Genomic DNA, 13967 nt, shown 5'->3' with positions numbered 1-13967 from the left:
CCTTAAGTCTGCCTTAAGCTGCCGATCGGACCTCTCCCGCCGTCGTAACATCAAGCGGGAGCGTGCATTGCCTTCAAGAACTGTCTGGTCCGTCATTCTCGCGGCCATGATCATGGCGTTTGCAGCGCTGTCGATCACGCCGGCATCGGCGCAGGTGACGTCTTCAGGAGGAATGCCGCTTCCCGTCGATCAGGCGTTCAAGCTCTCGGCGACACGGCAAAATGACGGTAGCGTCCAGATCCGATGGACGATCGCGCCGGGATACTACCTTTATCAGGATAAATTCAGCTTCGCTCGCGGCGGCTCGGATCTTCCGGTTCCTGAGCTCCAAGGGAACGGCCAGAGCAAGGACGACCCGACCTTCGGCCCCTCGACCGTCTTTCACGATCACGTCGCCGCGGTGGTTCCCCTTGATGCGTCGGCATCCGCTCCGCTCGAAGTCCGCTATCAGGGATGCCAGGACCACGGCATCTGCTATCCGCCGATCATGCGCCATGTCGATGCGACGACGCTTGCCGTAACCGATCCGGAGGAGCGCGCCCCTGCGACGCAGGCGAGCGAGTGGACGACCCCGGCCGTCACGACGACTGCGAACGGGCCGGCGACCGGAAACGAGACCGGCATTTCCGTCGCGGCCGACAATGGCGGCATGATCGGTTCGCTGCTGAAGGACGGCGGCGTCGCGATGGTTCTCGCAAGCTTCATGCTGTTCGGCGTGCTGCTCGCCTTCACGCCTTGCGTCTTCCCGATGTACCCGATCCTGGCCGGAGCGATCGCGCGGCAGGGCGAGTCCGTCACCGCACTCAGGGGCTTTACCCTGTCGCTTGCCTATGTGCTGGCGATGGCAAGCGCGTTCGGCCTGCTCGGCGTGGCGGCGGCCTGGTCCGGGCAGAATTTGCAGATGGCGCTTCAGTCGCCGCTCGCCATCGGCGCAGTCTCCGCCCTGTTCGTCGTGCTGGCCTTGTCGATGTTCGGCCTGTTCGAGCTGCAACTGCCATCGGCCTGGGTCAATGCGATCGGCCGGCTCGGTCAGGGCAATCGCGGTTCGCTGGCCTCGGCCGGGTTGCTCGGCTTCACCTCGGCACTGATCGTCGGGCCTTGCGTGACCGCGCCGCTCGCCGGTTCTCTGATCTATATCGCGCAGACCGGCGACGTCGCGCTCGGGGCAGCGTCCCTCTTCGCGCTTGGCCTGGGCAAGGGCATTCCCCTGATCGCCTTCGGCACGCTCGGCCCGAAGGCACTTCCCAAAGCGGGAGCGTGGATGACTATCGTCCGTCAGGCGTTCGGGTTCGTCTTCGTGGCGACCGCCATCTGGATGGTCTCGCGCATCATCCCGGCAGAAGCGGGCCTTGCGCTCTGGGCCCTGTTCGCGATCGGTCTTGCGGTCTGGCTCGGCGCCTTCGATGCGATCGGACCGGAAGCTCCTGGGCGGCGCCGGGCGGCAAAGGCGGCCGGCATCGCGGCCGCACTCTACGGCATCGTGTTGGCTGTCGGCGCTGCAAGCGGTTCCGGCGATCCCTTCCGGCCTCTCGCCAACCTTGCGGCTGGAACCGGAGGCGCTCCCGGTTCTTCGGAAGCGCTTGCCTTCCGCAGCGCGGGCACGCCCGCCGAGCTTCAAACGAGGATCGCGGATCGGAACGGTAAACCGAGCCTGCTCTACGTCACCGCGGACTGGTGCGTCACCTGCGCCGTCATAGACCGCAGCGTCCTTTCCGATCCCGCCGTCCAGTCCACGCTCGCCCGCTTCAATCTGATCAAGCTCGATGTCAGCGGCAACACGCCTGAACAGCGGCAAATCATGCAGGGCCTTCAGGTGGTCGGTCCGCCGACGATGATCTTCGTCGATCCCGAAGGGCGAGAGGCGACCGGAACGCGGCTTGTGGGAGACGTGACCAAAGCGACCTTGCAGGCCTCTGTTGAGCAGATTGGCTCCGACAAGACCGGGACGGTGCGATGAACGCCATCGCGATTGGGCCTTTCGTCTTCGCCTCGGAGCAATTCGCGGCCATTCTCGGCATCTTCACCTTCACGATCGCGACGTCGATCCTCGCGCGCCGAGTCGACCCCATCATCGGACAATGGTCGACCTGGGCGCTGATCGGCGGCCTGGTCGCTGCCCGCCTTGGTCATGTCGCGCTGCATTGGCAAAGCTTCGCGGCCGAGCCCATGCGGATCTTCGCCTTCTGGCAGGGCGGCTTCCAGCCGATTGCCGGCTTTGTCGGCGTGCTGCTCGTAAGCGTGTTGTTCATCCGCTCGCTCAAGGCCGGGCTTGCTGCCGCAGGGGCCCTCGGCCTCAGCCTCGTGCTGTGGGTCGGCGTGACCCAACTCACCCAGGCCACGCTCGGTCAGCCCGCCCCGACAATCGCGCTTCAGCAAATGGACGGTCCTCCGCTCGCGGTCAGCGACGTGATCGGCAAACCCGCTGTCGTCAATCTCTGGGCGAGCTGGTGCCCTCCATGCCGCAGGGAAATGCCGCTGCTCGCGGAAGTCGCCGCAAGCCGCGACGACGTCACCTTCCTGTTCGTCAATCAGGGCGAAGGCTCGGAAACGATCCGTGCCTATCTCGCGAAAGAAAACCTCAAGCTCGATCGCGTCCTGCTCGACCAGTCGATGCAGATCCCCCGCCACTACGGAAGCATGGGACTTCCCATCACCCTGTTCCTCAGAGCCGACGGGACACTCGCCTCCATGCACATGGGCGAGATCTCGCGCGAAGCGCTCAATGCCGCCATCGAACGGCTTGGAGGCTCGACATGATGCCTGCCTGCCCTATCCGATGGCGGGCAGCCCGTTCCCTTAACCCCGAACCTGAACCATCCGCCCTCCCTGACCGGAGCGCGGACAACGATGCGTGAATCCAGATGAGTCTATCAAAAAAGAGCGGATTATTTTCCGCGTTCCTGTTCAGCCTGCTCGCAGCCGGTTGCACCACCACGGCGACGCCGACAACCGCCGTCACGCAGCCGCTTGACCGCAACCGGCCCGCGACAGTCGCCAGCTACGCCGCCCAGACCAATGAAAGGTTTCCGGTCGCGGCGATCGACACATCCCGCGTCGATCCGAAGAATCTCCGACAGCAGGTGGACTACCGCACAAGCGAGCCGCCGGGCACCATCGTGGTCGATACGAAAAACCGCTTCGTCTATCTCGTTCAGGAGGGCGGCAAGGCGATGCGTTATGGCGTCGGCGTCGGTCGCGAGGGAATGGAATTCACGGGAACGGCCAATATCGCCTGGAAGCAGGAATGGCCGAAGTGGACGCCGACCCCGGACATGATCAGGCGCGAGCCGGAGAAATACGCTCAATGGTCTGGCGGCATGGAGGGCGGAGCCAACAATCCGCTCGGCGCCCGTGCGCTCTATCTCTTTAAGAACGGCAAGGACACCCTGTTCCGCATTCACGGCACCAACCAGCCGGAAACGATCGGGCATGCCGTTTCCTCGGGCTGCATCCGCATGATGAACCAGGATGTCATCGACCTCTATCGCCGGGTTCCGACAGGTTCGAAGGTTGTCGTGATCTAGCCATACCGACAATTTGCTTGCCTAACAAAAACAGGCTTCTGTCTCCTCGAGCGGAAGCCTTTCAAGCCACTGGGACGACTGCCATGGAGAACGATTGGGATCGTAGATTCGAAGGTGAAGACTATCTGTTCGGGACTGAGCCGAACGCCTTTCTTGCCTCGCAAGCCTTCCGGCTTGAGCCAGGCATGAAGGCGCTCGCAGTGGCCGATGGAGAGGGCCGTAACGGCGTCTGGCTCGCCGAGCGCGGCCTCGACGTCGTGTCGATCGACGCTTCGACGGTCGGCCTTGCCAAGGCGCGCGAGCTCGCCCTCCGTCGCGGCGTCAGCTTGCAGACCGTGCTTGCCGATCTCGCCGAATGGGAGTGGGAGCCCGAGGCCTACGATCTCGTCGTCGCGATCTTCGTGCAGTTCGCTCCGCCCGAGCTGCGCCGGATCATGTTCGAAGGCTTCCACACCTGCCTGAGGCCGGGCGGGCTCCTGATCATGCAGGGCTATCGCGTCGAACAGCTCGGCTATGGCACCGGCGGCCCGCCGCACGCCGATCATCTCTATACGCAGGATCTGCTGATCCGATCATTCGGGCATTGGGAAATCCGCCATCTGGAAGAGCATGACAGCGTGATCGAGGAAGGAGCGGCCCATTCCGGAATGTCGGCGCTGATCGATCTCGTCGCCGAGAAAGCCAGGCAGGACATCCTGCCGATACCTAAAATCGGCGTAGCTCAAGCCGGTCTTCAGGCGGAGATCCGCGCCGCGGCACGTCCCTCCGGCTGAGAGCGGGTGCTGCGCCGCGGCGTTCCTAGAACTTGTAGCTCGCGCCGATGAGAACCTTGTGCTGCGTCGCGCTGAAATCACCGACGTCCGAGCCGAAATCCTTTTTGCCGAAATCGGAGTAGCGGTATTCGCCACGGACGATGATGTTGTCGGTGAACGCATGCTCGATACCGGCGCCGGCCGTCCAGCCGATCAGGATATCGTCCTTCTTGCCGACCCCTGACGCATCGATCTTGGCGCCGGCTGCCGCAACACCACCGGTCGCAAAGAACAGTGTCCTGTCGAGGGCATAGCCTATGCGGGCGCGGCCGGAAGCATCCCATTCGAGATTGGCGTCACCCTTGTCTTCGAAATTGTAATTGAAGTCGTTTTCGATGCCGTAGACGATGTTACCGGACTGGAAATTATACCCGCCGTGGACCCCGGCGCTGCCACTGTCGAGATTGCGGTCCGCACCCAGTACGGTGGCCTTGTTCCAGGAATAGCCGCCTTGGGCACCGAGATAGAAGCCAGACCAGTCGTAAGGCGCATAGGCCTCCTGCGATCCCGCAGGAGCCGGCTGCTCATATGTCAGGTCGGCGGCGATAGCCGGCATTGCGGACGACACAGCCATTGCGGCAAGCGCGACAAATGTAAAACGCATCGAAAGACCTCATCTTGTTGCTACTGAACATGGGAGGCCGACAACAGATCGTTCACCCCGCTCATGTCGAACAAGATGCGGCAAACCGATATTGCGGTGTGTCCTTTGATATTCTGTTTTATTGCGCGGATCCGGCACGTAAAATCCGCAGGCTGCGCCGCCTCGAGCCGGGCGCGAACATTTCTCAACATAAAATATTCCACGGCAACGTCCGGGTCACCTACGTTCGAACCAACGAAACTGGACGCTCCTCACGCTCGGATAAAAAACTGCCGCTGTCTTCTCGCATGCAGGCCCCCGGCGCCGAGGGCTGGAACCTGGCGAGAATTCCATGCTGCAATTGTCGAGACGCTCGGGCGTTGCGTTCACAACCCTTTTCTGCGCGGCCCTGTCCGCATGCTCACAAGAGCCATCGCAGCAGGCGGCAAGGCCGGCTCCTGTGAAAGTTGCGGTTTACGAGGTCAAGCCGGAGCGGCTGCCCGTGGTCAGCGAGCTTCCTGGTCGTGTTGCGCCGACCGTGATCTCCGAGGTCCGCCCACGCATCACCGGTATCGTCCTGCGCCGTGTCTTCGAGCAGGGCGCGGTCGTGAAAGAGGGCGATGTCCTGTACGTCATTGACCCTGAACCGTTCGAAGCCAAAGTCATTTCCGCAAAAGCGACACTGGAATCAGCTGTAGCCGCGCAGCAGCTGGCACAGCAAAAGGCAAACAGACAGATACAGCTGACACAAACCGGTGTGACCAGCCGTGAGGCACGGGACACGGCTATCGCCGAGCTGGCGCAAGCCAACGCAGACGTCGAACGCACCCGTGCCGATTTGACGAGCGCCGAACTCGACCTGCGCTATACAGAAATCCGCGCTCCGATCTCTGGACGGATCGGACGCGCCCTCATTACTGAGGGCGCCCTTGTCAGCCCGACCTCCGACGTCATGGCGACGATCCAACAGACCGACCCGGTCTACGCCGATTTCACCCAGCCGGCCGACAGGTTGATTGCTCTCAAGAACGCCGTAGCCGACGGCATGCTGGAGGCCGACGCCTCGGGCAGCCCGTCCGTAAAACTCATATCGGCCGAGGGCAGGCCTTATCCCCATGATGGGCGGCTGTTGTTCCCGGAAGCCGTCGTCAATGCCGCGACCGGCCAGGTCATCCTGCGCACCGAGTTTCCCAATCCCGATGCCAATCTGCTCCCCGGCATGTATGTCCGCGCCCGCATCGAGCAGGCCTCCATGGACGGAGCGCTAGCCGTGCCGGAGCAGGCGGTCCAGCGCGATACCGCCGGCAAGTCCCAGCTCTACATCGTCGGAGATGGCGACAGGGTCGAGCTTCGGACCGTCGAGCTTGGCTGGCTGTCCAACGGTCGCTGGGTGGTTACGAGCGGCATCAAGGCGGGCGACCGCGTCGTTGTCGAGGGCTTCCAGAAAATCGCGCCGGACGCAGAGGTCGAGGCCGAGGCATGGGCGGCCGGCACACTCGCCCAGTCCAAACAGCAGAAAGGGAACTGACCGATGGCAGCGTTCTTTATCGATCGCCCGGTCTTCGCCTGGGTGCTTTCCATCGCAATCATGCTCGCCGGCCTGCTGTCGCTCACCGTGCTGCCGGTCTCGCAATATCCCAACGTCGCGCCGCCGCAGATCAGGATCGCGGCAACCTACCCCGGCGCATCGCCCGAGGACACCTATGAAGGGGTGACCCGGCTGATCGAAGAGGAGCTGAACGGCATTCCCGGCCTGCTCTATTACGAATCGACCTCCGATGCCTCAGGTTCGATCACCATCAACGTGACCTTCGAGCCCGGCACGGTTTCCGAGACGGCGGCGGTGGAGGTGCAGAACCGCGTGCGGCGCGTCGAGGCCCGTCTTCCCTCGTCGATCGTCCAGCAAGGCATCAGCGTCGATGCGACGGGCGGCGGCACGCTCCTCGTCGTGGCCTTGACGTCGAAGGCAGGCGAGACCGACGGGATCGGTCTCGGCGATTATATGAGCCGCAATGTCGCAAGCGAACTGCGCCGCGTGCCCGGTGTTGGTAATGTGCAGCTATTTGGCAGCGAGCGCGCCATGCGTGTGTGGGTCGACCCGGACAAGCTGGTCGGGTTCAAGTTGTCGCCGAGCGACGTCACCGACGCGATCCGTTCCCAAAACGCGCAGGTCGCAGCCGGAAGACTGGGCGCCGCGCCGGTCGGACCGGACCGCCGCACGACCGGGTCGCTTCTCATCAAGGGGCAGCTTGCATCGCCCGAAGAGTTCGGGGCGATCGTGTTGCGCGCGCAGTCCGACGGCTCAACCGTGCGGCTGCATGATGTCGCCCGCATTGAGGTCGGTGCGGAGAGCTACAACACGTCCGTGCGCATTAATGGTAAGCCGGCGTCCGGCGCGGCGATCGAGCTCGCGTCGGGCGGCAATGCGCTCGAGGTTGCGACCGCAATCCGGGCAAGGATGCAGGAGCTTCAGCCGACCTTCCCGCAGGACATCGAATGGTCGATACCCTACGACACCACGCCGTTCGTATCGATCTCCATCGAGAAGGTCATCTATACGCTTTTTGAAGCGGTCGTGCTGGTCTTCGTGGTGATGTTCCTGTTCCTGCAGAACATCCGCTACACCGTGATCCCGACCATCGTCGTGCCGATCGCGCTTCTCGGCGCTTGTGCCATCATGCTGGCGCTCGGCTTCTCGATCAACGTGCTCACCATGTTCGGCATGGTACTCGCGATCGGCATCCTGGTCGACGACGCGATCGTCGTCGTCGAGAATGTCGAGCGCATCATGATGGAAGAAGGCTTGCCTCCAAAGGAGGCGACGAAGAAGGCGATGAAGCAGATCACCGGGGCGGTGGTCGGCATTACTTTGGTGCTGACCTCGGTGTTCGTGCCGATAGCGTTCTTCCCAGGTGCCGTTGGCGTCATCTACAAGCAGTTCTCGCTGACTATGGTTGCCTCCATCCTGTTCTCGGCCTTTCTTGCGCTGTCGCTGACGCCAGCCTTGTGCGCAACCTTCCTCAAGCCGATCGCGAAGGGGCATGCGCATGCAAAGAAGGGTTTCTTCGGCTGGTTCAATCGCGGCTTCGACCAGACGTCGCACGGTTACAGCAACTGGGTCGGACGGCTGCTGCACAAGAGCGGCCGGGTCATGCTCGTCTATCTGTTGATCGCCGGCGCCACGGCCTATCTGTTCATGCGCCTTCCCACCGACTTCTTGCCGGTGGAGGATCAAGGCACCCTGCTGGCGCAGGTCCAGGGACCCGCCGACGCGACGGCATCGCGCACGCTGGAATCGGTCGAGGCGATGGAAAGGACCGTTCTGGACAACGACGCCGTAGAACGCGTCGTGGCGATCAACGGCTTCAGCTTCGCCGGGGCGGGAGAAAACGCCGCGCTGGTGTTCATGACGCTCAAGGACTGGAGCGAACGTGGCGCCGAGCGGTCCGCGGCGACGGTGGCGCAGACGCTTAACGGCGCGTTCCAGTCGATCAAGGACGCGATCGCCTTTGCGACCTCTCCGCCGGCAATATCAGGGCTCGGCAACAGCAACGGCTTTGCGTTTCGCCTCCAGGACAGGGCCAACCACGGCTATGCCGACCTGAGCGCGGCGCGCGACCAGTTCCTTGCCGAGGCGGGCAAGAGCCCGATCCTCGCGGGCGTCAGGGAAGAAGGTCTCGCCGACGCCCCGCAGATGGTGCTGACGCTCGACCGTGAGAAGGCGAACGCCTTCGGGGTGACCTTTGCCGAGATCAACCAGACGATCACCACCAATATCGGCTCGTCCTATGTCAACGACTTCCCGAATTCCGGGCGCATGCAACGGGTGACCGTTCAGGCCGAGCCGGCAAAGCGTGGCAGCATCGAGGACATCATGACCATGAGCGTGCGCAACAGCGAGGGCGGCATGGTGCCGATTTCCGCCTTCGCGACCTACAGCTGGTCGAAAGGGCCGACCCAGCTGGTCGGCTATAACGGGTTTCCGGCGATACGGATCAGCGGACAGGCCGCGCCCGGCTATTCGTCGGGCGACGCCATCGCCGAGGTCGAGCGGATCGCGGCCGGGCTGCCGGCCGGGTTCGGCTACGAATGGAGCGGGCAGTCGCTTCAGGAGATCCAGTCGGGCTCCCAGGTGCCGCTGCTGCTGGGCTTGTCCTGCCTGCTGGTCTTCCTGTGCCTGGCCGCCCTCTACGAAAGCTGGGCGATACCGCTCTCCGTCATGCTGGTCATCCCGCTCGGCATCGTCGGTTCTCTCGTGGCCGTGATGCTCCGCGACATGCCGAACGACGTCTACTTCAAGGTCGGGCTCATCACCATCATCGGCCTGTCGGCGAAGAACGCGATCCTCATCATCGAATTCGCCAAGGATCTGCGGGAGCAGGGAAGGTCGACCTACGATGCCGCCATCGAAGCGGCCCATATGCGCTTCCGGCCGATCCTGATGACCTCGCTTGCCTTCACCCTCGGCGTCGTGCCCCTGGTGATGGCCAGCGGCGCGGGATCGGCCAGCCAGCGCGCGATAGGCACCGGCGTCATGGGCGGCATGATCTCGGCGACCGTGCTCGCCGTGTTCTTCGTGCCTGTCTTCTTTGCGTTCGTCATGCGCTTTGCCCGTCGTGGATCATCGGCGGGCGATACTGTTACTTCCAACCTGCAATCCCGGTCTCATCTTTAGAGGTCTTGTTCGCAATATCTTGCAACAAAACTGAACGTAATGCTGCAACAAATGGTCTACGCTATCGCTTCGATCAGTTTTGGCGGGCTTTGCGTGGATATAGATCAGCAGGTAGAACCAACAGAATTGAGCAAGAAGGTGGAGCTCCTTCGCCAACTGGCCAACGCGAAGCGGCTTCAGATTTGCGCTATTCTTTCAGCGCGGGAATTGGACGTGAGAACTTTGGCGGCCGAGGTCGGCCTTTCACAGTCAGCGCTCAGCCAACATCTGGCGCGGCTTCGCGTCTCGGACATGGTAAAGGTGCGCAAGCATGGACAGTGCCGCTACTATCCCGTCCTATTCACCGGGTTGGAGCGTAGGGCGTCCTGGCAGGCTGACTTGAGCGTTCGGCACGCGGCTGCATCCGCTTGCGGCGGGGTGGTTGGGCCTGACGGGCGGCGTTGGAAGTTGCTGGGCGAGAGGATTGGTGGGGCACTAGCCCCGTTGCTTATGGTCCGGCCGGATGGAAGCTGCGGGCGAGGCCGCGGAACAGCACGGCATGCGGGCAGGCGGCGGCGAAGGCGAGGCGGACCCGGCTGGCGGTTTCGATGACCCGGCCCGCCACTTTGAGCAGGCGTAGCCTGAGGGTGGCGAACTCGGCAGCCGCCAACTCATGCGTCGTGGGAATGCGGTCGCGCAGGGTCAGCAGCAGCCAGTAGGCGGCGGTGTGCAGGACCAGACGGACCTGATTGGCCAGCGGTGAGCGGCAAGACGTGCGATCGGAGGCGAGTTGGGCCTTGTGCAGCTTCACCAGATTTTCCGCCTGTCCCCGCGCGCAGTATAGGGCGTCATAGACCCACTCGGCGCTGCCGCGGGTGAAGCTGGTGACCACGAAGCGAATATCGAGGCCCTGGGTGCTGGCCTCGATGCGGGCAACCACCCGACGCTGCTTGCCCCAGGATTTGGCGCCATAGTGGGTCTCGGCATAGCGGCGCAGCACCGGGGCATTCTCCTCGGCACGGCGGACCCGCACGTTGTCGGCCGCGTCCTCGACGGCGGCCCGCAGCACGGCATTGGTTGGCAGGCCAAAGACGTAGTCGATGCCCTCCGCCTCGCAGAAGGCCATCACCTCCGGGCGGCCGTAGTGCCCATCGCCGCGCAGGGTGATGTGGGTGCTCGGCCAGTGGCGCCGGATTTGCCGGACTAGACGGCGGAGATGGCCCCGGATCTCCGCGCCGGAGGGGGTCTTGCCCGGCCGCAGCAGCACCATAACCGGGCGGGAGGTCGCGGTGTCGTAGACATGGATGGGCAGAAAGCAGCGTTCGTCGTAGTGGGCGTTGAACAGCGACAACTGTTGGCGCCCGTGGACCACGTCCACCGTGTCGTCGATGTCCAACGTCACCGCCGCGGGCGGCTTCGGGTAGCTGGCGCAGTAGAGGTCCACCATGGCCCGCATCAGGCGCACCACCTCGCGCAGGGAGGGCGCATTCTCCCAGCGCGACATGGTCGGCTGCGAGCACAGGTCCCGCCCGCTGTCGGGCAGGCGACCGCAGGCCAGCTTGAAGCCGGGATCCCGGCGCAGGTGGTCGAGGTCGTCGGCATCCTCATAGCCGCAGGCGATCGCCAGGATCCGCGCTCGCAGGATGTCGGCCAATGGGTGGACCACCCGCGCCGGGTCGCGCGGGTCGAAGATCAGCGCCGCCAGCCGATCGCAAATGCCAAGCTGTCGCTCGGCCGCGGCCAGCAGCATTACCCCGCCATCCGAGGTCAGCCGCCCGCCGTCGAAGGCGGCGACCACCTTCTTGCGGCCGATCGCTGGAAAGCCGAAGGGCTCGGTCGTATCGTCATCCATGGCGGGTGTGGCGCGGCCTGATGCTGCTGCGGATTGGTCTCGACACCCAAGTCCGTAAACGCAATCAGCAGCTTACGCCACGCCCGCCAGCCGCACCGTAGGCCCGTGATGAATAAGAGCGGCTATTCATGTGATCGAAATGATGTTGTTCGAATGCTTGAGACAGTCCACCAAATCTTCGGCTTCAGGCCAAATCCAGTTGCCCGACATCTCGAGGAGTCGGATGAGGCATCTGAATAGCTGGAAATTTTCGCGCGAGAATTCTTGGAACCGCTAAAGCAGCGTTCTCATTCGAACTTGCAGGAACCATGCTGGCCGATCGTCAGGATGCTATTCATGCTCGTGTCGGCAACCGCATCACGATCATAAGTCCATTCGGCTCGCGGTCACGAAGCTCGAAAGTCCCCCCGTGTCCCTTCGTGATGATGCCATGCGCGATCGCAAGTCCAAGCCCGAAACCGGCGCCGCTGGCCGGCGAGCGCGATTGATCGACCTTGAAAAAGGGCTCCACCACCTGGGCCTTCAATTCGTCGTTGATTCCGGGACCGTCGTCGGCGACGGTAATAATCACGGCGCCGTCAGGCCCTTGCATGAGAAGGACCGCGATGTGATCGGCGTGACGCGAAGCGTTGTCAATGAGATTGGAGACAACACGCGAAATCGCCCGTGGTTTGCAATCATAGATGAGACGTCTGGGACCCTTGAACTTCACTTGCACGCCGACATCGACGAAATCGGATGTCACCGTTTGCAGCAGGCTTGACAACTCGACTTTTTTTGTCGGTTCGAGCGTCCCATCCAGAAACGCCAGGCTCTCGTCGATCATGGCGCCAAGAATCTCGATGTCCTTAAGCATTTTCTGGCGCAGTTCAGGCGGCTCGGAACGCTCAGCGCGCATGCGCAGCCGCGTCAAAGGCGTGCGGAGATCATGACTGATCGACGTCAACATGGTCGTACGCGCATCCATCAGGCTGCGCACCCGATCTCTCATCACATTCAAGGATCCGGCCAGGCTCCGGAGCTCCGAAGCGCCTTCGGCTTTGAACGGTTCATCAAGAGCTTCGTCGGTGGCAATCCGCTCCGCAGCGGCAGCGAATTTAACAATAGGCCGACCAATCAATCGCGCACTGATGAGAGCCAGGATAGCGGTCGGCACGAGGATCAGGGCTAACGTGCCCAGTACCGCAGGGAGTATCCATTTGGTGAGCGTAAAAGGCGGCAGATGGAAGACCAGCCCCCGATTGTCGGACATGGTCACGACAAGATTGCCGGCATCAAGAGATTGGATGAAGTCATTTGGCTCCCAAAAAACATTGGGGTCCAGAAGACGCCGGATCGCCGACGGCAGCTCTGCGCGAGTAACATGGCCGCCTTCCATTTGACCGGTATCGGCCCGTTCGACAGTAATGCCGGTGCTCCTCGCCCTTGTCAGGACCTCATCTTCCTGGACCGTGTCTGAAGCCATCTCGAAATCCCGGGCGACCTTGTCAATCCGTTCGATCACGCGGCCAATTTCCAATCCCTTGTCGAACCGACCTCGCATCATTGGCTCGGTGATCGCCCCGATCGTCGTGACGATAATCGCAAGCATCACGGTCAGTACGGCAATCTGTGTGCGAACGGATCCCCGGAGGAGGCTCACGGCTGCACTTCCACCTTTGCTGCGAACATGTACCCGCCAAGTCTCACTGTCTTGATCAGTGAAGGCTCCTTAAGGTTGTGTTCGATCTTCTGCCGCAGCCGGCTGATGTGTGCGTCGACGCTCCTCTCGACCGGGCCTGCCGCACCGGCATGTGTCATGGAAAGAAGTTGCTCACGGGTCAGGATTTTGTTTGGATTCCGGCAGAAGGCCCAGAGCAGGTCGAACTCGGCCGTCGTCAAGACAACCTCTGCGCCCTCGGGATCAATCACCTGCCTGGCTTTGGGGTCGATCATCCATCCCGAGAAGCTCAGCGGCTTGACCGGTTCTTCTTTGGCCGGCTCGATCCCGAAGGAGGCCCTACGCAGCAGAGCCTTGACACGCGCGATCAACTCCCGGGAATTGAACGGCTTCGTTACATAATCATCGGCGCCCAGTTCGAGGCCGATGATGCGGTCGATATCGTCACGGCGTGCGGTCAACATCAGGATCGGCATCGGTCCTGATGCGCGAAGGCGTCGGCAGATACTGAAGCCGTCCTCGCCGGGAAGCATGGCATCGAGAATGATCAGATCGAACCGGCGCCGTGCCAGGGCTTTGTCCATCGCCGCGCCGTTTCCGACCGGCACGGCGCCGAAGCCATTTTCATTTGCAAGCTCGACAAGCATCGAGGCAATTTCGTCGTCATCCTCGACGATGAGAAGACAGGGTGTGTCAGAGCCCTCGCTGCTGAGGCGTGTGCCGACATCTCCATAATCAGAGGTCAAATTCAATTTATACAATCTCCAACCTGCCGAAAACTGAAGGCATGCCTCGCGATAACGATGTCAATTAGTCCTTATCACCTGCAATCGTGAGGTTATGCAGGATTATGTTGCAAAATATTGTGGCTGTCACTTTGTG

11 protein-coding genes are annotated in these 13967 nt (G+C 62.4%); 7 read left to right on the top strand and 4 right to left on the bottom strand.

Annotated elements, in window-relative coordinates; translation table 11 throughout:
• The first annotated feature begins 112 nt into the window (after positions 1-112).
• From dsbD to V5F68_RS23130, 4 genes are all read left to right on the top strand, one after another.
• On the top strand, positions 113-1957 hold the full coding sequence (gene dsbD / locus V5F68_RS23145) for a protein-disulfide reductase DsbD (RefSeq protein ID WP_394012946.1): 1845 nt from the start codon (positions 113-115) through the stop codon (positions 1955-1957).
• On the top strand, positions 1954-2757 hold the full coding sequence (locus V5F68_RS23140; protein ID WP_322432417.1) for a prolipoprotein diacylglyceryl transferase family protein: 804 nt from the start codon (positions 1954-1956) through the stop codon (positions 2755-2757). The genes dsbD and V5F68_RS23140 overlap by 4 nt, the downstream gene beginning before the upstream one ends.
• 104 nt (positions 2758-2861) lie before the next feature.
• Positions 2862-3524 (top strand): L,D-transpeptidase, encoded by a 663-nt coding sequence (locus V5F68_RS23135; RefSeq protein WP_322432416.1) that lies wholly within the window; start codon positions 2862-2864, stop codon positions 3522-3524.
• An 83-nt stretch (positions 3525-3607) separates the two neighbouring features.
• Positions 3608-4297: an SAM-dependent methyltransferase gene (locus V5F68_RS23130; RefSeq protein ID WP_394012947.1), complete on the top strand. Its 690-nt coding sequence runs from the start codon at positions 3608-3610 to the stop codon at positions 4295-4297.
• 25 nt (positions 4298-4322) lie between these two features.
• Here V5F68_RS23130 and V5F68_RS23125 read toward each other — a convergent pair whose 3' ends face one another.
• On the bottom strand, positions 4323-4940 hold the full coding sequence (locus V5F68_RS23125; protein WP_394012948.1) for an outer membrane protein: 618 nt from the start codon (positions 4938-4940) through the stop codon (positions 4323-4325).
• Between the two features lie 331 nt (positions 4941-5271).
• Here V5F68_RS23125 and V5F68_RS23120 point away from each other — a divergent pair, with 331 nt between their 5' ends.
• Genes V5F68_RS23120 through V5F68_RS23110 form a run of 3 tightly spaced genes read left to right on the top strand, consistent with a single transcriptional unit; the run spans position 5272 to position 10185 of the window.
• Positions 5272-6447 (top strand): efflux RND transporter periplasmic adaptor subunit, encoded by a 1176-nt coding sequence (locus V5F68_RS23120; RefSeq protein WP_322432413.1) that lies wholly within the window; start codon positions 5272-5274, stop codon positions 6445-6447.
• Positions 6448-6450: 3 nt separating this feature from the next.
• Positions 6451-9594, top strand: coding sequence for a multidrug efflux RND transporter permease subunit (locus tag V5F68_RS23115; protein WP_394012949.1), 3144 nt, complete (start codon positions 6451-6453; stop codon positions 9592-9594).
• A 39-nt stretch (positions 9595-9633) separates the two neighbouring features.
• Entirely contained in the window at positions 9634-10185 is a 552-nt protein-coding gene (locus tag V5F68_RS23110; RefSeq protein WP_394104103.1) for an ArsR/SmtB family transcription factor, read from the top strand.
• Here V5F68_RS23110 and V5F68_RS23105 read toward each other — a convergent pair.
• From V5F68_RS23105 to V5F68_RS23095, 3 genes are all read right to left on the bottom strand, one after another.
• Positions 10082-11425, bottom strand: a complete 1344-nt coding sequence (locus V5F68_RS23105; RefSeq protein WP_394012950.1) for an IS1380 family transposase — start codon at positions 11423-11425, stop codon at positions 10082-10084. The two genes, V5F68_RS23110 and V5F68_RS23105, sit on opposite strands and share 104 nt — an antisense overlap.
• Before the next feature lie 334 nt (positions 11426-11759).
• Complete coding sequence (locus V5F68_RS23100; RefSeq protein ID WP_394012951.1) at positions 11760-13067, bottom strand: ATP-binding protein; 1308 nt, start codon at positions 13065-13067, stop codon at positions 11760-11762.
• Positions 13064-13732 (bottom strand): winged helix-turn-helix domain-containing protein, encoded by a 669-nt coding sequence (locus V5F68_RS23095; protein ID WP_509274720.1) that lies wholly within the window; start codon positions 13730-13732, stop codon positions 13064-13066. The genes V5F68_RS23100 and V5F68_RS23095 overlap by 4 nt, the downstream gene beginning before the upstream one ends.
• Between the last annotated feature and the right edge of the window lie 235 nt (positions 13733-13967).

The organism is Roseixanthobacter pseudopolyaromaticivorans, assembly GCF_043195145.2.
Classification (GTDB): Bacteria; Pseudomonadota; Alphaproteobacteria; order Rhizobiales; family Xanthobacteraceae; genus NCEH01.
This window is presented reverse-complemented; position numbering and strand designations above follow the sequence as displayed.